General features: G+C 67.1%; 21 protein-coding genes. 10 read left to right on the top strand and 11 right to left on the bottom strand.

Annotation, left to right across the window (positions count from 1 at the left end):
• Nucleotides 1-5 precede the first annotated feature (5 nt).
• From OJI97_RS02000 to OJI97_RS01990, 3 genes are read left to right on the top strand one after another with little or no spacing between them, the layout of a single operon-like run.
• The gene (locus OJI97_RS02000) at nt 6-857 is read left to right on the top strand and encodes a DMT family transporter (RefSeq protein WP_297660570.1); all 852 of its coding nucleotides are present in this window, start codon (nt 6-8) and stop codon (nt 855-857) included.
• Nucleotides 858-867: 10 nt separating this feature from the next.
• Nucleotides 868-1,293 carry a 6,7-dimethyl-8-ribityllumazine synthase gene (gene ribH, locus OJI97_RS01995; RefSeq protein WP_297660567.1) on the top strand — a complete coding sequence of 142 codons (426 nt, stop codon included), beginning with the start codon at nt 868-870 and terminating at the stop codon, nt 1,291-1,293.
• On the top strand, nt 1,286-1,930 hold the full coding sequence (locus OJI97_RS01990; protein WP_297660564.1) for a hypothetical protein: 645 nt from the start codon (nt 1,286-1,288) through the stop codon (nt 1,928-1,930). Before ribH ends, OJI97_RS01990 begins: the two co-directional genes overlap by 8 nt.
• Before the next feature lie 240 nt (nt 1,931-2,170).
• On the opposite strand, the gene OJI97_RS01985 is transcribed toward OJI97_RS01990, so the two are convergent.
• Nucleotides 2,171-3,256 (bottom strand): alkene reductase, encoded by a 1,086-nt coding sequence (locus OJI97_RS01985; protein ID WP_297660561.1) that lies wholly within the window; start codon nt 3,254-3,256, stop codon nt 2,171-2,173.
• Between the two features lie 113 nt (nt 3,257-3,369).
• Between OJI97_RS01985 and OJI97_RS01980 the strand changes: the two genes are divergently transcribed.
• The 6 genes from OJI97_RS01980 to OJI97_RS01955 all read left to right on the top strand — a co-directional run bounded on the left by OJI97_RS01980 (nt 3,370) and on the right by OJI97_RS01955 (nt 8,338).
• Nucleotides 3,370-4,278, top strand: coding sequence for a DMT family transporter (locus OJI97_RS01980; protein ID WP_297660558.1), 909 nt, complete (start codon nt 3,370-3,372; stop codon nt 4,276-4,278).
• Nucleotides 4,278-4,949: a COQ9 family protein gene (locus OJI97_RS01975; protein WP_297660555.1), complete on the top strand. Its 672-nt coding sequence runs from the start codon at nt 4,278-4,280 to the stop codon at nt 4,947-4,949. Before OJI97_RS01980 ends, OJI97_RS01975 begins: the two co-directional genes overlap by 1 nt.
• Nucleotides 4,950-5,006: 57 nt before the next feature.
• Complete coding sequence (locus OJI97_RS01970; RefSeq protein WP_297660553.1) at nt 5,007-5,255, top strand: FeoA family protein; 249 nt, start codon at nt 5,007-5,009, stop codon at nt 5,253-5,255.
• Between the two features lie 10 nt (nt 5,256-5,265).
• On the top strand, nt 5,266-7,131 hold the full coding sequence (locus OJI97_RS01965; RefSeq protein ID WP_297660550.1) for a ferrous iron transporter B: 1,866 nt from the start codon (nt 5,266-5,268) through the stop codon (nt 7,129-7,131).
• Between the two features lie 32 nt (nt 7,132-7,163).
• On the top strand, nt 7,164-7,715 hold the full coding sequence (gene ssb, locus OJI97_RS01960) for a single-stranded DNA-binding protein (RefSeq protein ID WP_297660548.1): 552 nt from the start codon (nt 7,164-7,166) through the stop codon (nt 7,713-7,715).
• Between the two features lie 152 nt (nt 7,716-7,867).
• Complete coding sequence (locus OJI97_RS01955; protein WP_297660546.1) at nt 7,868-8,338, top strand: MmcB family DNA repair protein; 471 nt, start codon at nt 7,868-7,870, stop codon at nt 8,336-8,338.
• 293 nt (nt 8,339-8,631) lie between these two features.
• Here OJI97_RS01955 and OJI97_RS01950 read toward each other — a convergent pair whose 3' ends face one another.
• From OJI97_RS01950 to OJI97_RS01930, 5 genes are all read right to left on the bottom strand, one after another.
• Nucleotides 8,632-9,258, bottom strand: a complete 627-nt coding sequence (locus OJI97_RS01950) for a riboflavin synthase (RefSeq protein WP_297660543.1) — start codon at nt 9,256-9,258, stop codon at nt 8,632-8,634.
• A gap of 7 nt (nt 9,259-9,265) precedes the next feature.
• The gene (ribD, locus tag OJI97_RS01945) at nt 9,266-10,210 is read right to left on the bottom strand and encodes a bifunctional diaminohydroxyphosphoribosylaminopyrimidine deaminase/5-amino-6-(5-phosphoribosylamino)uracil reductase RibD (protein ID WP_297660634.1); all 945 of its coding nucleotides are present in this window, start codon (nt 10,208-10,210) and stop codon (nt 9,266-9,268) included.
• Between the two features lie 32 nt (nt 10,211-10,242).
• Nucleotides 10,243-10,716, bottom strand: coding sequence for a hypothetical protein (locus OJI97_RS01940; RefSeq protein ID WP_297660540.1), 474 nt, complete (start codon nt 10,714-10,716; stop codon nt 10,243-10,245).
• Nucleotides 10,717-11,196: 480 nt separating this feature from the next.
• Nucleotides 11,197-11,646, bottom strand: a complete 450-nt coding sequence (locus OJI97_RS01935) for a thioesterase family protein (RefSeq protein WP_297660538.1) — start codon at nt 11,644-11,646, stop codon at nt 11,197-11,199.
• A gap of 7 nt (nt 11,647-11,653) precedes the next feature.
• The gene (locus tag OJI97_RS01930) at nt 11,654-13,492 is read right to left on the bottom strand and encodes an aminopeptidase P family protein (RefSeq protein ID WP_297660536.1); all 1,839 of its coding nucleotides are present in this window, start codon (nt 13,490-13,492) and stop codon (nt 11,654-11,656) included.
• Nucleotides 13,493-13,575: 83 nt separating this feature from the next.
• Here OJI97_RS01930 and OJI97_RS01925 point away from each other — a divergent pair, with 83 nt between their 5' ends.
• Complete coding sequence (locus OJI97_RS01925; RefSeq protein WP_297660632.1) at nt 13,576-15,741, top strand: S9 family peptidase; 2,166 nt, start codon at nt 13,576-13,578, stop codon at nt 15,739-15,741.
• A 222-nt stretch (nt 15,742-15,963) separates the two neighbouring features.
• Here the strand turns inward: OJI97_RS01925 and OJI97_RS01920 are convergent, their stop codons facing one another.
• The 5 genes from OJI97_RS01920 to lptB form a co-directional block, all read right to left on the bottom strand.
• On the bottom strand, nt 15,964-16,452 hold the full coding sequence (locus OJI97_RS01920) for a GNAT family N-acetyltransferase (RefSeq protein WP_297660629.1): 489 nt from the start codon (nt 16,450-16,452) through the stop codon (nt 15,964-15,966).
• Nucleotides 16,453-16,487: 35 nt separating this feature from the next.
• Nucleotides 16,488-17,105 (bottom strand): HAD family phosphatase, encoded by a 618-nt coding sequence (locus OJI97_RS01915; RefSeq protein WP_297660534.1) that lies wholly within the window; start codon nt 17,103-17,105, stop codon nt 16,488-16,490.
• A 97-nt stretch (nt 17,106-17,202) separates the two neighbouring features.
• The gene (gene ykgO, locus OJI97_RS01910; protein ID WP_003046794.1) at nt 17,203-17,328 is read right to left on the bottom strand and encodes a type B 50S ribosomal protein L36; all 126 of its coding nucleotides are present in this window, start codon (nt 17,326-17,328) and stop codon (nt 17,203-17,205) included.
• A gap of 267 nt (nt 17,329-17,595) precedes the next feature.
• Nucleotides 17,596-19,056: an RNA polymerase factor sigma-54 gene (gene rpoN / locus OJI97_RS01905; RefSeq protein ID WP_297660532.1), complete on the bottom strand. Its 1,461-nt coding sequence runs from the start codon at nt 19,054-19,056 to the stop codon at nt 17,596-17,598.
• 139 nt (nt 19,057-19,195) lie between these two features.
• Entirely contained in the window at nt 19,196-20,005 is an 810-nt protein-coding gene (gene lptB / locus OJI97_RS01900; protein WP_297660529.1) for an LPS export ABC transporter ATP-binding protein, read from the bottom strand.
• Nucleotides 20,006-20,008: the final 3 nt, after the last annotated feature.

Genomic DNA, 20,008 nt, shown 5'->3' with positions numbered 1-20,008 from the left:
CGCCGGTGAGCCAGTCGCTGGGCATCGGCTTTGCGGTCGTCGCCGCGCTGACCACCGCTTCGTCGCACGCCATGCTCAAGTCGGGCGAGGACCAGGAAGCGGTGCGCGCGCTGTGCGGGGCGACATGGGCGGTGGCGGCGGCCGGTCCTTTGCTCTTCCTCGGTTGGCCGACCCCGGCGATGCTGCCGTGGCTCGCCGGGGCGGTGGTCCTGCACAGCGTCTATTCGCTGGTGCTCACCCGTTCCTACACGCTCAACGATTTCTCGGTCGCCTTTCCGATCGCGCGCGGCACCGCGCCGCTCGTCGCGATCGGCGCCAGCGCCCTACTGTTCGGCGAAATCCCCGGGCTCGCGGAAACCGCCGGCGTGCTCGCGATCAGCGCCGGCATCCTGTCGCTGTCGGCGGGCGGCCGCATCGGGCGCGCCGGGCTGATCGCTGCGCTGACGGCGGGGGTATTGACCGCCGCCTATACCGTCGTCGACGCCGGCGGGATGCGCGCGAGCGACGGAGTGCTGCCCTTTCTCTGCTGGTTCTTCTTCGCGACCGGAAGCGCGCTGCTGCTCCAGTTCCGCCTCGTCGCAGGCCCGGCCGCCACCGCGCGCCTCACCCGTAACCTCAGGCCGGGGATCGCCGCGGGCGGCCTCGCCATCGTCAGTTTCGGGTCGACGCTCGTCGCGCTGCGCTATGCGCCCGTTGCCGCGGTCAGCGCGCTGCGCGAAACCTGCATCCTCGTCAGCATCCTGATCGCCTGGCTGTGGATGAAGGAGCGCGTCACGCTCCACAGCCTGACCGCCGCCGTGCTGATCGCGGCGGGCGCCCTGCTTTTGCTGCTTTCCCATCTCGCCCCACCCGCTTAAGGAGTCCGTCATGGCCCATATATTGATCGTCGAAGCCCGCTTCTATTCGCACCTCAACGACATGCTGCTCGACGGCGTGCGCAGCGCGCTCGACGCCGCGGGGCACAGCCACGAGACGGTAACCGTCCCCGGCGCGCTCGAGGTTCCCGCCGCCATCTCGCTCGCCGCCGACAGCGGCCGCTACGACGCCTATGTCGCGCTCGGCGTGGTGATTCGCGGCGAGACCTATCATTTCGAGGTCGTCTCGAACGAGAGCGCGCGCGGCATCATGGCGCTGACGCTCGACGGCCTCGCGATCGGCAACGGCATCCTGACCGTCGAGAATGAGGAACAGGCGCTTGCGCGCGCCGACAGGACGCGCAAGGATAAGGGCGGCGAAGCGGCGAAGGCCGCGCTCGCGATGCTGGCTCTGAAGGAACAATTCGGCATTGGCTGATCGACCGCCCCCCGGCCGCTATTCCGTCGTCGAGCGCGGCGGGCGGCTGGTGGTGATCGATCGCGAGACCGGCCGCACCCCGCCGAGCGCCGCCGAGCGCATGGCCGACTATGACCGGCGGATGGGCAACGAACCGGCCCTTCCCGCGGCGCAGCGATTTCCCACCGATGCCTTCGCCGATCCATCGGCTCCGGTCATCGAACGGGTGATCGAGCCGCCCGCGCCGCCCGTGAACGACCGGATGGCGGCGACCGTCGCGGCGATGAACCGCAAGCAGCCGTGGAAGGATCAGCGGCCCGCCGCCGCTACCGGCCCCGCACGCATCGCGCAGCGTCCGCAGCCGCGGCCCCAATCGGGTGCGCGATCCGCCACGGGCGCGCGCAAGACGATCGTCACCGGCAAATGGTGGGACGCCAAGGGGCCGCGGACGATCGAGCTCGGCCCCAAGGGGCAACAGGTGCTGAACGGCGGCTTCGCGACGCTCTTCGTCGTCGCACTGATCGCCGCGATCGTGGCGCTGCTCGTCGCCCCGATTCTCCTTTTCGTCGGTGCCTTCCTGCTCTTCCGCTTCGGCGGCAAGATGCTGGGTCCGATCGGCGCCGGGATCGTCGACAAGGCGCTCGCCGAACGGAGCTAGCGGCCTTCGCCGACAACTCTGTGTTCCCCCGCGAAGGAGTATCGGGCCGGATCGTCCCCCGGACGATCCTTGACCATGCGGGGCATGGTCAACCCGATACTGATCCATCTCCTGTCGGTGCCATTTTGAACCATCCGGAGATGGGTCCCCGCCTTCCGCCTTCGGCGGAAGTTTATCCTGAGCGCCCGCCCTGCGGGCAGTCGAAGGGCGGGGACACACCGAACTATTGTTCTATCCGGCCTAAGCCGCCACCAACGCCGGATAGTCGGTATAACCCTCCGCCCCCGGCGAATACCAGGTCTGCGGATTGTCGGCGGCCCATTCGGCGCCGGTGCGGATGCGCTCGACGAGATCGGGGTTGCCGATGAACGGCCGGCCGAAGGCGACCGCATCGGCGGAGCCGCTCGCCAGCGCCTCCTCGGCGAGCGCGGCGGTGTAATCGCTGTTGAGGATCAGCGGCCCCTTGAACGCGGCGCGGATCGCGGGCGACTGCTTCGGCACGTCGGTGCGCCCGAACGTGCCCTCGGGCCCGGGCTCGCGCAGTTCGAGGAAAGCGATGCCGAGCGCATCGAGCGCGGCCGCCGCCGCCGGGAAGAGCGTTTCGGGGGCGCTGTCGTCGACGCCCTGGGTTTCGCCGTTGGGCGACAGGCGCACCGCGACGCGGTCCTTGCCCCAGACGCCGATCAGCGCCTCGGTCACTTCGCGGAGCAGGCGGATGCGGTTTTCGACCGGCCCGCCATAATCGTCGTCGCGCAAATTGCTGTTGTCGCGCAGAAACTGGTCGATCAGATAGCCGTTGGCGCCGTGAAGCTGCACCCCGTCGAACCCGGCTTTCTTCGCATTTTCGGCCGCCTTGACATAATCGCCGATCACGCGCGGAATCTCGTCGAGCCGGAGCGGGCGGGCTTCCTCCAGATCGCGGCGGCCGACCGGCGTATGCGCGCGGCCTTCGCCCTTGGTGGCCGAGGCCGAAACGGGCTGCTTGCCGTCGTTGAACACCGAATGGACGAGCCGCCCCATGTGCCAGAGCTGCGCGACGATGCGCCCGCCCGCGGCGTGGACCGCGTCGGTCACCGGCTTCCAGCCTTCGACCTGCGCGTCGGTCCACAGGCCCGGAGCGCTCGGCCAGCCGAGCCCTTCCTGCGAGATACCGGTGGCTTCGGAAATGATCAGCCCGGCGGAGGCGCGCTGGCGGTAATAGTCGCGCGCCAGTTCGTTCGGCACGAAACCCGGCCCGGCGCGGCCGCGCGTCAGCGGCGCCATGATGATGCGATTCGGCGCCTCGATGGCACCCAGCTTGATCGGGTCGAACAGTGATGCGGTCATGCGTTTCCACCTTTCACTTTTATCCGCGACGCCTTGGCTGGTCGCCGCTATGGCCCGCGAAGCTATGGTCGCCGCGGCGCCGGCACAATGGTGGGTAGCAAAAGAAAATCTAAATGAGCAACAAGAGCGACAGTGTGGACAGCACGCCCGTGGCCGCGACCGTCAATCGCTGGGCCTTCGCGGCGCTTCTCGGCGGCAATCTCGCGCTGTCGCTGACCGCGCTGGTCGTGCGCTTCGCCGACACCGGCCCGGTCGCGGCCGGGCTCTGGCGTCTGCTTCTCGCGCTGCCGGTACTGCTTCTGCTGATGCGGCGCGAGACCGGCGGGCGGATGCCTTCCCCGCGCGCGCTCTGGATCGCGACCGGCGCGGGACTCTTCTTCGCCTTCGATCTCGCCGCCTGGCACCTCGGCATCCTGCAAACCAAGGTCGCCAACGCGACGCTGTTCGGCAACAGCGCCAGCCTGCTGCTCGTGATCTGGGGGATCATGCTGTCGCGGAGCTGGCCGCGCGGCTGGCAGGCGCTCGCGATCTTCCTCGCCTTCGCCGGGTCGGCGCTGCTGATGGGACAGAGCTATGAAGCGTCGGCCGCCTATCTGGTCGGCGACCTGCTCAGCCTACTCGCGGGCGCGCTCTACACCGGCTATGTGCTGATGATGCAGCGCGTGCGCGGCGAGGTTGGCGCCTGGTCGGCGCTCGCCATTTCGTCGGGTGCGGGCATCCCCGTGCTGCTCGTCACCGCGCTCGCGCTCGGCGAGGCGATCATGCCGCACGACTGGACGCCGCTGCTCGTCCTCGCGCTGATGAGCCAGCTCGTCGGCCAGGGCCTGCTGATCTGGGCGCTGCCGCGCTTTTCGCCGCTCGTCGTCGGGCTAACCCTGCTCGTCCAGCCGGTCGTCGCCGCGGTCGCGGGCTGGCTGGTCTTCGGCGAGACGCTGAGCCTGTGGGAAATCTTCGGCGGCGCGATGGTCGCGGCGGCGCTCGTCCTGATTCGGTTGCCGAGCCGCGCCGCGCGGCCTATCTGATGGTCATGGCCGACACCCTTCCCGCCGATCCGACACTCGACGAGATTCGCGCCGCGCTCGCGCCGCTGATCGCGGAGACGGCGGCGTTCGACGGCTTCAGCGACGCGGCGCTCGCCGACGCCGCGCAGCGCGCCGGAGTCGATCCCGACGTCGCCCGCCTCGCCTTTCCCGGCGGCGGACGCGACATGGTCCACGCCTGGTTCGCCAGCATCGACGCCGCGATGGCCGGCCGCTGGCCGGCCGAGAAGCTCGCGACGCTCAAGATTCGCGAGCGGATCACGACGCTCGTCGAAACGCGCATCGACCTGCTCGCCGGAGCCCGCGAATCGCTCCGCCGCGCGCTCGCCCTGCTCGCGCTGCCCGCCAACGCCCCGCACGCCGCGAAGCTCGGCTGGCGCGCCGCCGACCTGATGTGGCGGCTCGCGGGCGACACCGCAACCGACTACAACCATTACAGCAAACGCGCGATCCTCGGCGCGGTCTATGGCTCGACGATGGCGGTGTTCCTGAACGACGAGAGCGAAGGCTTCGCCGACACCCGCGCCTTCCTCGCCCACCGCATCGACAGCGTAATGCGCTTCGAGGCCTGGAAACACCGCCGCGCATCGCGCCGCATCGAACGCCCCAGCCTCGCCCGCTTCGTCGGCCGCCTCCGCTATCCGGGACGCTGAGCCGCAATTTGCAAACAGGGCTGGCGTTCGTCTGCTGTTATTGATAATCGCTCGCAAATGATCGCGAAGCTCGATTCCTCGCCGCTCGGCATTTCGGTGCGCATCGCCCGCATCGACTGGGCCGCCATGTCGCAGGACGAAGGGCGGCGGCTGCGCGAATTCGGGCTGCTCGAAGGGTGCGAGGTCACGCCGCGCCATCGCGGCAGCATTTTTTCGCGCGACCCGCTCGCGCTGACGATCGGGCGGATGCAGGTGATCATCCGCGCGCGGCAGGCCGCGGCGATCGAGGTCGAACCGGCCGCATGAAACGCATGATATGACCAGCGCCATCCCCTCCATCGCCCTCGTCGGCAATCCCAATGCCGGCAAGTCGAGCCTGTTCAACGCGCTGACCGGCGCGCGGCAGAAGATCGCCAACTATCCCGGCGTCACGGTCGAGCGGAAGGCAGGCCATGCGAGCTTCGCCGACGGCCGCCCGCTGTCGCTGATCGACCTTCCCGGCACCTACAGCCTGACCCCCGCGAGCCTCGACGAGGCGGTGACGCGCGATGTCGTGCTCGGCAAGCAGGCGGGCGAGACGCGGCCCGACGCGCTGGTCGTCGTCGTCGATGCCGCCAACCTCGACAATCATCTCTGCTTCGCGCTAGAATTGCTCGCGCTCGGGCTGCCGACGGTGATCGCGCTCAACATGCTCGACCTTGCGACACGCGACGGGCTGACGCTCGATCCCGAACGGTTGTCGCGCGAACTCGGCGTTCCCGTCGTCCCGACCGTCGCGGTGCGCAAGCGCGGCCTCGCCGAACTGCTCGCCGCGATCGACGGCGCGATCGCTACACACCAGCCGCGCGTCGCGGTGGCGCCGCCGCCGAACGATGCTTCACTCCACCAGCGTGCCCGCGCGATCGCGCGCGCCGCGACGGTCGACGAAACGCCGGTGCGGCGCTGGACCCAGCGCGTCGATTCGGTCGTGCTCCACCCGGTCGCCGGGCTCGTCATCCTGCTCGCGCTGATGTTCGTGATGTTTCAGGCGGTCTATGCCGCCGCCGAAGCCCCCGCCGACTTCCTCGAAGGCGGCATCGGCGTGCTGCAGGGCTGGGTCGTCGACGTCCTGCCCGACGGTTTCCTGCGCGGGCTGATCGTCGAGGGGCTGCTCGCGGGCGTCGGCGCGGTGATCGTCTTCCTGCCGCAGATATTGATCCTCTTCCTCTTCATCCTGCTGCTCGAGGCGTCGGGCTATATGACCCGCGCCGCCTTCCTGATGGACGGACTGATGGGCAAAGTGGGGCTGTCGGGGCGCGGCTTCATTCCCTTGCTCTCCAGCTTCGCCTGCGCGGTGCCCGGGATCATGGCGACGCGGTCGATCCCCGACGAGAAGGACCGGCTCACGACGATCCTGATCGCGCCGCTGATGACCTGTTCGGCGCGGATGCCCGTCTACACGCTGGTCATCGGCGCCTTCATTCCCGCACGAACCGTCGGCGGCTCGCCTGTCGGACTGCAGGGCCTCGTCCTCTTCGGCCTGTTCCTCAGCGGCATCGTTGGCGCGCTGCTCGTCGCCTGGGTCCTCCGCCGTTCGGTGACCAAGGGCAATGCCGCGGGCTTTATGATGGAGATGCCGCGCTATCAATGGCCGCGCGCGCGCGACATCGGCCTCGCGCTGTGGCAGCGCGCGTGGATCTTCCTGCGCCGCGCGGGCACGATCATCGCGATGACGACGGTGGTGCTATGGCTGCTGCTGAGCTTCCCCAAGGCACCCGCGGACAGCGACGTGCGCCAGGTCGACTACAGCGTCGCTGGCCATATCGCGAGCGGGCTGGAGGCCGTCGTGAGGCCGATCGGCTTCAACCACGACATCGCGCTGGCGCTGATCCCGGCGATGGCGGCGCGCGAGGTCGCGGTCTCCGCGCTCGCCACCGCCAATGCGATCGATGCCGGCGATGACGAGGAGGCGGTAGCGATGTCGCTCGGCGAGCGGCTGCAGGGCCGCTGGAGCCTCGCCACCGCGCTCGCCTTCCTCGCCTGGTTCGTCTTCGCGCCGCAATGCATCTCGACGATCGCGATCACCCGGCGCGAGACCAACGGGTGGAAATGGCCGCTGTTCATGGTTGGCTATTTGTTCGCACTCGCCTATGCCGCTGCTGGTATCACCTACTGGACGGCCGTCGCCTTCGGACTCGGCTGATCCTCCCAACTTTCTAGCGGAGCGGAGCGGCGATGGCTGGCAGCGTCAACAAGGTAATTCTCATCGGCAATCTGGGTGCCGATCCCGAAATCAAGTCGTTCCAGAACGGCGGCAAGATCGCCAATATCCGCATCGCGACCAGCGAAAACTGGAAGGACCGGATGACCGGCGAGCGCAAGGAGCGCACCGAATGGCATAATGTCGTGATCAACGGCGAAGGGCTGGTCGGCGTCGTCGAGCGCTACCTCAAAAAGGGCTCGAAGGTTTATATCGAAGGCTCGCTTCGTACCCGCAAATGGCAGGACCGCGACGGCAACGACCGCTATACGACCGAGGTCGTGATCGCGGGCATGGGCGGCACCCTCACCATGCTCGACGGCGCGCCGGGCGGCGGCGGTTCGCGCGGCGGCGGCGATAGCTGGGGCCAGGGCGGCGGCTCGGGAGGATCGAGCGGCGGCTGGGATCAGGGCGGCGCGTCCGGGAGCGGCAGCTCGGGCGGCGGCTGGAACCAGGGCGGCGGCGGTTCGGGCGGCGGCAGCCGTCCCCCCTTCGACGACGATCTGGACGACGACGTCCCGTTCTGAGGTCCGGAACACCCCGTGCGAACGATAAGCCGCCTCCCCGAGCGAAGCCGAGGGGCCCTGCCGAGCGAAGTCGAGGCCAGCGACGGTGTGGGTTCTCGCTACGCTCGAACAAGCCCCTCGGCTTCGCTCGGGGATGCGGTTGAAATCGAACGATGAGCGGCCCGCTCACCGCCGCGGATGTCGCGCGCGGCGTATGCCGGCTGTTCGCGCAGCAGGGGCTGGTCGCAATCCCCGAGGTGACGCTGCCCAACGGCCGCCGCACCGACCTCACCGCGATCGACGCGCGGGGCAACATCACGATCGTCGAGATCAAGGTCAGCCGCGCCGACCTGCACGGCGACGGCAAATGGCCCGACTATTGCGACTGGTGCGACCGCTTCTATTGGGCGCTCGCCGCGGGGCTCGACCCCGCGATCCTCGAAACCGAGGGCTATCGCCCCGAAAGCTCGGGGCTGATCGTCGCCGACCGCTATGGCGCCGCGGTAGTCCGCGAAGCGGCGAGTTGCAATCTCGCCCCCGCCCGCCGCAAGGCCGAACTGCTCCGCATCGGCCGCCTCGCAATGCGCCGCTCGATGATCGTGGCGGATCCCGAACTGGCGGGGCCATGGAGCGAGGGCGTCTGAAAGAATTTCACGCGAAGACGCGAAGGCGCGAAGAGGTTACGCTTGCCGCGAAGCGGCCTTCTCCTTGCCCGTCACGATTAGAGCGCGATCATCTTGGATTGAAAACATCTGTGCGTCCCCGCGAAGGCGGGGACCCATCTCCGGTCGGTTCAAAATGGCGCCAGCGGAAGATGGACCCCCGCCTTCGCGGGGGAACACGGCTTTTCAATCCAAAATGATCGCGCTTTAGCCGCAGCGTAGCCATTCGACCCAAGCCCACCTCTTCGCGCCTTCGCGTCTTCGCGTGAACCCAATTATCCCCGCGCCTGCATCCGCGCCAGATAGCGAGCGAGGACATCGATCTCCAGATTGACCGGCCGCCCCGCCGCGGCTTCATTCAGCGTCGTCATCTCCTGCGTATGCGGGATGATGTTGAGCGTGAAATGCGCAGTGCCGTCCGGCTGATCGATCACCTCGTTGACCGTCAGCGACACGCCATCGAGGGTGATCGAGCCCTTGGGCGCGATATGCGGCGCAAGCGACGCGGGCGTTTCGACCGTCAGCTTGACGCTGTCGCCCACCGGCTCGACCGCGACGATCCGCCCCACCGCATCGACATGGCCGGTGACGATATGGCCGCCGAGTTCGTCGCCGACGCGCAGCGCGCGTTCGAGGTTGAGGCGGCGCCCCGCGTCCCACATCCCCGGCGCGGTGCGCGCGAGCGTTTCGGCGCTCGCGTCGATCGCGAACCAGCCGCCCGGACCGTTGCTGCCCGCATCGACGCCCTTATCGACGACGGTCAGGCACGCCCCCGAACAGGCGATCGACGCGCCGAGGTCGATGCCGCCCACATCGTAGCGCGTGCCGATGACGAGCCGGGTGTCGCCGCGATCCTCGTGGGTCAATATGGTGCCGATGTCGGTGATGATGCCGGTGAACATAGAAGCCTTAATCCCTTCGCACCCGCTCGTAGACGTCGAGCCGGTCGCTGCCAAGCATCCGGCTGTCGGCGAGGCGCCAGCGGCCGTGCGCCGCGGCCAGATCGGTCAGGCCGATGTCGCCGAGCGCGGCTTTGCCGCCGCCGATCAGGATCGGCGCGCGATAGAGGAGCAGCCGGTCGACGCGGTCGGCGGCGAGAAAGGCCGCGGCGGCGCTCGCCCCGCCCTCGACCAGCACCGAATCGACGCCGTCGATCGCATCGGGCGACGCAACAGCGGTCCATCCTTCGGGCGCCGTCCCCGACGTCAGCAGCAATTTGTGTGGGCTGCGCGCTTCGAGTCCCGGCAACCGCACGTCGAGCCGCGGCGCGTCGGCCGCGAACGTCCCGCGCCCGACGAGGATCGCCTGATGCATCGCGCGTTCCAGATGCCCGTGCGCGCGCGCGCGGTCGCCGGTGATCCAGCGGCTCGCGCCGTCGGCCATCGCGATGCAGCCGTCGAGCGAGGTGGCGAGCTTCAGCGTCACGAAGGGCCGCCCCGCGCGCCGCCGCGTCCACCACGGCGCCATCGCGGCGCGCGCCTCGGCGGGCAGCACGCCCTCGACGACCTCGATCCCCGCCGCGCGCAGCCGGGCGATTCCGGCGCCGTCGGTGCGCGGATCGGGGTCCTGCGCCGCGATCACGATGCGCGCGACCCCGGCTGCGACCAGCAGGTCGCTGCACGCCGGGCCGCGGTCGCTGGCGTGCGCGCAGGGTTCGAGACTGACATAGGCGGTCGCGCCGCGCGCGGCGTCCCCCGCCGCCGCCAGCGCGACCGCTTCGGCGTGCGGGCGGCCGCCGGCCTGGGTCCAGCCGCGCGCGACCACCTTGCAGCCTTTGACGATCAGGCAGCCGACATTGGGGTTGGGCGCCGCAGACGGGCGCCCGCGCCGCGACAGCGCGATCGCGGCGGCCATCCAGTCGGCGTCGGTTGGCGGCGCAAGCCGCATCAGGGCTGGCTTTGTCCCGCAGGCGCGGATTGCGGCCCGCGCGCCGCGCGTTCGGCTAGCGTCGAGCGCGTTCTGACAGGCTCGGGCTTTTTCATCGCGGCCGCCGCTGCGGCGTCGCCCAACGTCTCGCGCGTTACCCGGTCGGCTTCGGTCGAATCATAATCGACCCCCAGACTTTTCGCGAGTCGCTGATATTCGGCGCGCTTTTCGGCGTTGAGGCGCGTCGTCTCCTTCGCCCGCGCGACCCAGTCGGCGCGAATCTCGCCCTCGCTTCGCGTCGCCTTCCAATTTTCGAAATAGATGATCTGCGCCTTGGGCTTCTCATAGGGGATCAGATATTCCGAGACGCCGTGGAAAATGACCCATGTCAGCGCGATCGCGACGCCCCAGATTGCCCAGCGGTGCGGGCGCGGTTCGCGGATATAGCCCCAGAAATCGCTGAGGCCGCCGGTGACATCCACTTTATTGAACATTCGCATGGCCCCAATTTAGGGGATGTCGATCGATATTGCGAGCGCTCCATATCGCGATGCCGATTGCGCACGATAGAGAGGGAAAGCGCTTACGATTGCAAAAAATGCAATTGCGGATGCTTATTTCGCAGTTGCGAAATTCATTGTGCAGTGCAATATCACACTTGCCTTTTAGGCATCCTCTCCCAAAAACTTTCAAGGGTCGCCTTCGGGCGGCCCTTTTTTTCGACTTTTTTGGTTGAGAGGGTCGATTCGGTTCGTTTCAGCGAATCGCCGCAGAATTTTTTGGCCGGGGCGGGTTGATTTGACCCATGTACCATCGTCATTCCGGACTTGATCCGGAATCCATCCTCTCAACGCTGACCTGAATGAACCCCGGATCAAGTCCGGGGTGACGACGGTGAGAAAGCCTAACTCTCACGCCATAACCGATGACTAGGGGATGCAGGTGAAAAGCGCCTTTGGGGCGATGAACTGCCTTCAATCCTGCACCGGCACCCGCGTCTCGAATCGCCGCACCTCGGCGATGAAGCTGCCCGGAAGCGGGGTCGGCTGGCCGCTATCGCTGTCGATATGGGCATAGCGGATCTCTATGTCGGTCAGCCGCTCCCCCCCGCGGAAAATCCCGCAATGCAGCGTGAAGCTCGTCCGCCCGAAGCCGCTGATCCGCGCCGCGATCGTGATCAACTCGTCGAGTCGCGCGGTAGCATGATAGGCGATCTCGCAATGGGTTTCGCGGATGTCTGTACCATATTGGTGAAAATAGGGGCCGGGCTGCCCCTCGCCGAGCGCGCGGAAATATTCGGTCACGCCGATGTCGGCATAGACCAGATAATTGGCGTTGAAGACGATATTCTGACCGTCGATCTCGTTGAAACGGACGCGTACCGTCTCGCGGACGCGGAAATCCTCGAGTGGGATCTGCTCCATCGCCGCCTCAGGCGGCGAGCGCAGCGGGGGCGCGGTCGAGCGGCGCGCAGGCGGCGGCGAGCCATTCGCGCTCCTCGCCCGCCATGCCGGCGCCCAGCTTTGCCAGCACCTCGGCATGATAAGCGTCGAGCCAGTCGGCCTCGGCGGGCGACAGCAATGCGACCTCGACGAGATCGCGCGCGATCGGCGCGAAGGTGATCGTCTCGAACCCCAGCATATCCTCCTCGGCGCCCGCGATGCTCTGCGGCACCACAACGACGAGATTTTCGATGCGGATGCCGAAATGCCCCGCCTTGTAATAGCCGGGCTCGTTCGAGAGGATCATGCCCGCGTGCAGCGGCTCCTCGGTTCCCGCCTGTCCGCCCGCGGGCTTCGCGATGCGCTGCGGTCCTTCGTGGACCGCGAGATAGGCGCCGACGCCGTGGCCGGTGCCGTGCGCATAATCGACCCCGTCGGCCCACAGATATTGCCGCGCGAGAATGTCGAGCTGGCTGCCGCGCGTCCCCTTGGGAAAGCGCGCGGTGGCGAGCGCGATATGGCCCTTCAGCACCTGGGTGAAGCGGCGGCGCATCTCGGGCGTCGGCGCGCCGATCGCGATCGTGCGCGTGATGTCGGTCGTGCCGTCGGCATATTGCCCGCCCGAATCGACGAGATAGAGCGTGCCCGTCTCGATCGCCCGGTTGGTCGTCTCATCGACCTTGTAATGCGGCAGCGCGCCGTTTGGGCCGGCGGCCGAAATGGTGTCGAACGACAGATCGCGAAGCGCGCCGCTGTCGTCGCGGAACGCGCGCAGCTTCGCCGCCGCGCCGAGTTCGTCGAGGCCGCCCTGCGGCGCGACCTCCTCCATCCATTGGAGGAAGCGCGCGACCGCGACCCCGTCGCGGACATGCGCCGCGCGGGTGCCGCTGAGTTCGGTGTCGTTCTTGATCGCCTTGGGCAGCACCGCGGGGTCGCGATGGCGTTCGATCTTCGCCCCTGCGCCTTCGAGCGCGGTGAAGATCGCCGCGACGGCGCGGTCGGGGTCGACCGCCACTTTCCTGCCCGTGAGGTCCGCGAGCGCCGCCTCGAACGCTTCGCGGTCGTGGATGCGGACGCTGTTGCCGAGATGCGTGCGCACCGCGTCGGTGACCTTCTCGGGCGCGATGAACAGGTCGGCGGTCGCATCGGCGTGGAGCAGCGCGAATGCGAGCCCGACCGGCGTGTGGCTGACGTCCTGCCCACGAATGTTGAAGGTCCAGGCGATCGAATCGAGCGCGGTCATCACCGTCGTGTCGAGCCCCTTCGCCTTCAGCCAGTCGGCGATGATCGCGCGCTTGTCGGTCGCGGCCTGCCCGGCGAGGCTGGTGTCGTAGACCGTGACCGCCGCGTCGCTCGGCGCCGGCTGGTCGTCCCACGCGGCATCGATCGGATTGCTGTCCACCGCGACGAGGCTCGCGCCCTTCGCCGCCAGCGCCTTCTCCAGCCCGCGCGCCCAGTCGATGCCGTGGAGCCACGGGTCGTAGCCGACCTTCTGCCCCGCGCTGACGTTGGCGCCGAGCCATTCGGCGACGCTCGACTGCGGCACGCCGACATAGTCGAACAGCGCGCCATCGACCTGATCGCGGACCTGCACCGTGTAGCGCCCGTCGACGAACACCGCGGCCTTCGCGGGCAGCACCGCCGCGGTCCCCGCCGAGCCGCCGAAGCCGGTCAGCCATGCCATGCGCTGCGCATAGGCGCCGACATATTCGCTCATATGCTCATCGCTGATCGGCACGACGAAGCCGTCGAGGCCGCGCTTCGCGAGTTCGGCGCGGACGCGAGCAAGGCGCTCTGCATAAATTGTGCCGGGGACGGGGCTGGACATGGCTGGTTCCTTGTTCCTACATCGCAGGCAATCCTGCCCACCGGGGGCGATGCCGCGGGAGTCTTGTGATGCGTGCTATTTGGATGTTCCTGGCCGCAATTACCACCCCGCTCGTGGCCGCATCCGGCGCTTTTGCTCCCACCGCCCTTGCCCAAGAGAAAGAGATCCCATTGACCGACAGTCCCGCGCTGCCCGCCGCTCCGGTTGCCGACAAGCGGCCGCACGAATCGACGCTGCACGGCAAAACTCTGTCCGATCCCTATTTCTGGCTGCGCGACCCGAGCTATCCGGTCGTCGATGACGCGGACGTCCTCGATTATGTCAGGCAAGAAAATGCCTATTTCGACGCGGCGATGAAGCCGCACGCAAAGCTCGTCGAAACCCTGTTTCAGGAAATGAAGGGCCGCATCAAGGAGGCCGATTCCTCGGTGCCGCAGAAGGACGGCGACTGGCTCTATTGGGTCGAATATGACGAGGGCGCCGAGTATAAGAAATGGTATCGCAAACCCGCGTCAGGCTCCGGCGAGACCCAGCTCATCCTCGACGAGGTCGCGATGGCCGAGGGCAAGGATTATTTCCGCCTCGCCGAACTGTCGATCAGCCCCGACGGCCGGCTGATGGCCTATTCCTTCGACGATAACGGCTCCGAGCGGTTCGAGGCGCGCGTCCGCAACCTGGAAACCGGCGAACTGCTCCCCGACGTCATTCCCGGCACTTTGTCGTCGCTCGTCTGGACGGCGGGGAACGATGCGATCCTCTATGGCCTCGCGAACGAGAATTGGCGCACCGACAATGTCCGGCTGCACAAGCTCGGCACCCCGGTCGGCCAGGACAAATTGCTCTACAAGGAGCCCGACATCGGTTTCGGCGTCGGGATCGGCAAGACCGCGGCCGACAATTATATCGTCATCGGGACCGGCGATAATGAGACCAACGAGGTCTATCTGCTCCCCGCCGACAATCCCGAGGCAGAGATGCAACTCGTCTCGGCGCGCCAGAAGGGCCGCGAGTATAGCGTCGATGAGCGCGACGGCACGCTCTACATCCTCACCAACGACGAGCATCCCAATTTCCGCGTTGCGACCGCGAGCATCGAGGCGCCGGGGACATGGAAAACGCTGATCCCCGGATCGGACCATAGCTACATCACGGGTTTCTCGGTGTTCCGCGACTATTTCGTTCTGGAATCGCGCGAGGACGGGCTCGATCAGGTCGACGTCCGTCGCTATGACGCGCCGCTGACCCCCGGCCGGATCGCCTTTCCCGAGGCCACTTATGTGGCGGGACTCGGCGACAATCCCGAATATCATCAGGACAAGTTGCGGCTCGATTATGAGTCGATGGTCACCCCCGATACCGTCTATGACTATGATATCGCGACCGGAACGCTCGAAACGCTGAAGGTGCAGGAAATCCCTTCGGGTTATGAAGTGACACAATATGTAACCGAATGGGTGAATCTTCCAAGCCGCGACGGCAAGACGATGATCCCCGCCTCGCTCGTCTACAAAAAGGGCACGAAGCGCGACGGCAGCGCGCCGATGCACCTTTATGCCTATGGCAGCTATGGCTATCGCATCCCGCCGGGCTTCTCGACGACGCGGCTCAGCCTCGTCGATCGCGGCATGATCTATGCGATCGCGCACGTTCGCGGCGGCGACGATCTGGGCCGCGCCTGGTATCTCGCGGGCAAGACCGATCACCGCAAGAATACGTTCAACGACTTCATCGACGTCGCCAAGGGGCTAATCGCGAAGGGCTATACCAGCGCCGGCAAGATTTCGATCGAGGGCCGCTCGGCGGGCGGGCAGGTGATGGGGGCGGTCACTAACGAGGCGCCCGAATTGTGGGGTGCGGTGCTGGCGGGGGTGCCTTTCGTCGACGTGATCAACACGATGGTCGACGAAACGCTGCCGCTCACCCCCGGCGAATGGCCCGAATGGGGCAATCCGATCACCGACAAGGCGGCGTTCGACTATATGCTGAGTTACAGCCCCTACGACAATGTGACCGCCAAATCCTATCCGCCGATGCTCGTCTCGGCGGGCCTCAACGACCCGCGCGTCACCTATTGGGAGCCCGCCAAATGGGTCGCCAAGCTCCGCGCGACGCGCACCAATGACGCGACGCTGCTGCTGCGCACCAACATGGGCGCGGGCCATGCCGGCAAATCGGGCCGCTGGGGCTCGCTCCACGAGGATGCCGAGGAGTTCGCCTTCGTGCTGACGCAATTGGGAGTGGAGAAGTAGCTTCCATTTATTTCGCGCAAAGACGCAAAGACACGAAGAAGCTGGCTCGGGCCGAATGGCCCTATTTTTCCTTCGACGGCGCGGCTTGCCCAAATGTTCGTAGGGAAAAGCCGCTTCGCGGCAAGCGGGACCTCTTCGTGTCTTTGCGCCTTTGCGCGAGCCCTATCGCACACCCTGCCGATCCACGCCGTCGACGCCATCATGGCCCGACTCCGACCAGTCTCAGACGAGCGGCTTGCGCATCCGTATCAGCGGGACGTCGACGCCGTCGACCGGCGCGGCCGTGCGCTCGATCTCGACATAGCCGCTCGCGCGATAGAGCGGTTCGCCTGCCAACGTCGCCATCAATTCGGCGGCCGCGAAACCCGCGGCGCGCGCGGCGGCTTCCGACGCTTTCAGGATCGCGCGCCCGACGCCGCGGCGCGTGAAGGCGGGGTCGGTGTACATCGCGCGCACGCGCGCCGCCTCGGACCGGGGGTCGAGCAGGCGCGGCTCGCGGAGGTCGCTGCTATGATCACCGCCATAGAGCGTCGCGCGCCGGCTCCAGCCGCCGCATCCCGCCAACTCGCCGTCGATCATCGCGACGAAATAGGTAGCGTCAGCAACAAGCTGGGTGTCGAGCCCCATCACCGCGTGGCTCGCGCGCACTTCGGCCGCCGACAGGAAGCCCCGTTGCAGTTCGTCGATCGCGCGGCGCATCAGCTCGCGCATCGCCGGCAGATCGTCAGCGGTCGCGACGCGGATTTTCACGCCCGGCCCGTCAGATAGGCGCGCGCGACGAGGTCGCGTTCGAGCGCCGCCGCATCGACGAAGCGATGCCCGGCGATGCCGACCGATTCGGCGCCCGCGACATTCGCGGCCACATCGTCGACGAACAGCGCGCCCGCGGGGTCGATGCCGAATCGTTCGATCGCGAGGGCATAGATCGCCGGGTCGGGTTTCATTAGCTTTTCTGTGCCCGACACAATGATGTCCTGAAAACGGTCGAAGACCGGCTGGGTCGGGCGAAACGCCTCCCAGAATTCATGCCCGAAATTGGTGATCGCGAACAGCGGCACGTCCGCCGCGTCCAATCGCTCGACCAGTTCCAGGCTTCCGGGCACCGGCCCCGGAATCGTTTCGTTGAAGCGCGTCGCATAGGCGTCGATCAACGCCGCGTGGCCCGGAAATTCGGCCTTCCGCTCAGGCACCATCGCGGCCAGCGGGCGGCCGGCATCGTGCTGGAAATGCCATTGGGGGGTGACGACGTTGGTCACGAACCAGTCGAGTTCGCGCTCATCGGCGATCAGCTTCGCGAACAGATGGCGCAAATCCCAGTCGAACAGGACGCGGCCGACGTCGAAAATCACGCAGCGGGGAATCATGCACCCTCCAGACACGCGAAAGCGCCGCCGGAAGCATCCGACGGCGTCACGCTGGCTCGCAGATGCGCACGGGGCGGCAGGCGCCCCGGCAGGACCATCAGCCTTGGCGCGCCTTGAAGCGGCGGTTGGTCTTGTTGATCACATAGGTCCGGCCACGACGGCGGATCACGCGGTTGTCCCGGTGGCGGTCCTTCAGCGACTTCAGGCTGTTGCGAATCTTCATGGGTCTTTTCCGTAAATCTTGGCGTTGCTACGCGAAGCGGCGCACCTATGGGGATAGGTGAGAAAAGTCAACTGCCCCATGGAGCATTAGCGGCCCAAAAAGTTCGCGCGGAGACGCGGAGACGCGGAGAAGATTCTGTTCGCGCTGACATCGCAGAGTGCGCAGAGAAGAAAAAATGGGCGGCAAAGCCGCCAATCTCCTTTTTCCTCCGCGTCTCCGCGCCTCCGCGTGAACCAAATCCTCTGAGGCCTCTGCGCGAATGGAATCCTATCCCGCCAATGCCTTCTGCCGCCGCCGCTGCACCGACGAGCCATAGCCCATCGCCTCGCGATATTTGACCACGGTGCGCCGCGCGATGTCGTGGCCTTCGGCCGACAGTTTCTGCGCGATCGTCTCGTCGGACAGGATCGCCTTGGCGTCCTCGGCCTCGATCATCGCCTTGATCCGGCTCTTCACCGCCTCGGCCGAGACCGCGCCGTCGCCCTCGGTCGCCGAAATCCCCGACGAGAAGAAATATTTGAGCTCGAACAGCCCGCGCGCGCACGACAGATATTTGTTGCTGGTGACGCGGCTGACGGTCGATTCGTGCATACCGATGTCCTCGGCGACCTGGCGCAATGTCAGCGGGCGCATGTGCGCGACGCCGTGGAGGAAGAAGCCCTCCTGCTGCTTGACGATCGCGCTCGCGACCTTGACGATCGTGCGCTGGCGCTGGTCGAGCGCGCGGACGAGCCAGTTGGCACCCGCAAGCTGCTCGGACAGCCACGCCTTGCTCTTCGCCGCCGCGCCCGCCGCGAGTTCGGCATAATAGCGCCGGTTGACCAGCAGCCGCGGCAGGGTGCCGCTGTTGACCTCGACCGCCCAGCCCTTTGCGGTCTGGCGGACATAGAGGTCGGGGACGACCGCCTGCACCGCATCGCCGCCGAATTTCAGCCCCGGTCGGGGGTCGTAGCCGCGCAGCTCGCGGATCATGTCGGCGAGATCCTCGTCATCGACGCCGCAGATGCGCTTCAATTGCGGGAAGGCGCCTTTCGCCACCAGATCGAGGTGCGCGATCATCGTCGCCATCGCGGGGTCGTAGCGGTCGGCCTCGCGCGCCTGAATCGCGATGCATTCGGCGAGGTCGCGCGCGCCGACGCCCGACGGGTCGAAGGTCTGGATGCCCGCGAGCACCGCCTCGACAAGCGCCAGCGGCACGCCGAGCTGCGCCGCAAGCTCGGAAAGGTCGGCGCGGAGGTATCCCGCCTCGTCGATTAGCGCGACGAGCTGCGCCGCAACCACCGCCTCGATCCCGCCGAAGCGCTCGCCGACCTGCGCGAGCAGATGGTCGTGGAGCGTGCTCTCATGTTCGGCAAAGCTGTCGAAGTCGATGCCTTCGCTCGCCTCGCCCGACAGGCCGACCGAATCGCTCGCGCTGTCGTGGTGGAAGCGCTCCTCGGCGAAATCGACGTCGAGGTCGTCGGCGGTGCCGGCGTCGGAGGACAAGGCTGCATCGGTATCGGGCTGCACGTCGGCGGCGGGCAGCGCCTCCTCGCCGCCCTCATCCGCGCCGCCCTCGTCGCGGTCGGCGGGCGCGGCGTCGAGCAGCGGATTGCCCTCCAGCGCTTCGGCCAGATAGGCTTCGAGTTCGAGGTTCGACAGCGCAAGCAGCTTGATCGCCTGCTGCAACTGCGGCGTCATCACCAGCGATTGCGACTGGCGTAAATCGAGGCGCGGACCCAACGCCATGGGCAGCTACCGCATCAGAAAATCCGTGTGTCCCCGCGAAGGCGGGGACCCATCTCCTGCCGGTTCGACATGACGCCGTCCGGAGATGGATCCCCGCCTTCGCGGGGGAACACGAACCATTTTCGATTGTAAGGTGCGCTCACAGCGAAAAGCCCTCACCCAGATAGAGCCGCCGCACCTCGGGGTCCGCCACCAGCTCGGCGGGCGATCCGGCAAGCAACACCTTGCCGTCGTAGATGATGCAGGCGCGGTCGACGAGGTCGAGCGTCTCGCGAACGTTGTGATCGGTGATCAGCACCCCGATGCCGCGCGTCTTGAGATCGGCGACGAGGTCGCGGATGTCGCTGATCGACAGGGGGTCGATCCCCGCGAACGGCTCGTCGAGCAGGATGATCGACGGGTTCGCAGCCAGCGCACGCGCAATTTCGGCGCGGCGGCGCTCGCCGCCCGACAGCGCCATCGCCGCCGAATCGCGCAGCCGCGCGAGGCCGAACTCCTCCAGCAATTCCTCCAGCCGCCGCTCGCGCGCGATCTTGTCGGGTTCGGCGAGTTCGAGCACCGCCTCGATATTCTGGGCCACGGTCATGCCGCGAAAGATCGAGGTTTCCTGCGGCAGATAGCCGAGGCCGAGGATCGACCGCCGATACATGGGCAGCGACGTGATGTCGGCGCCGTCGAGCATGATGCGCCCGGCGTCGGGCCGCACCAGCCCCATGATCGAATAGAAACAGGTCGTCTTGCCCGCGCCATTGGGGCCGAGCAGGCCGACGACCTCGCCCTTGCCGACCGACAGCGACACGTCGGAGAGGACGACGCGCTTGTCATAGCTTTTGGCGATCGAGATGATCGCGAGGCCATTGCCCGCGACGGCATCCTCCTGGACATGCGCGCGGTGTTCGGAAACGCCGTGGTCGCCTTCGGCCGTCGCGGTCGTGGTTTCGTCGGTCATAAA

Origin of the sequence: Sphingopyxis sp., assembly GCF_025869345.1 — a bacterium.
Lineage (GTDB): Bacteria > Pseudomonadota > Alphaproteobacteria > Sphingomonadales > Sphingomonadaceae > Sphingopyxis.
The sequence above is the reverse complement of the archived record's forward strand: the minus strand, read 5'-3'. Positions and strand labels throughout refer to the sequence as shown.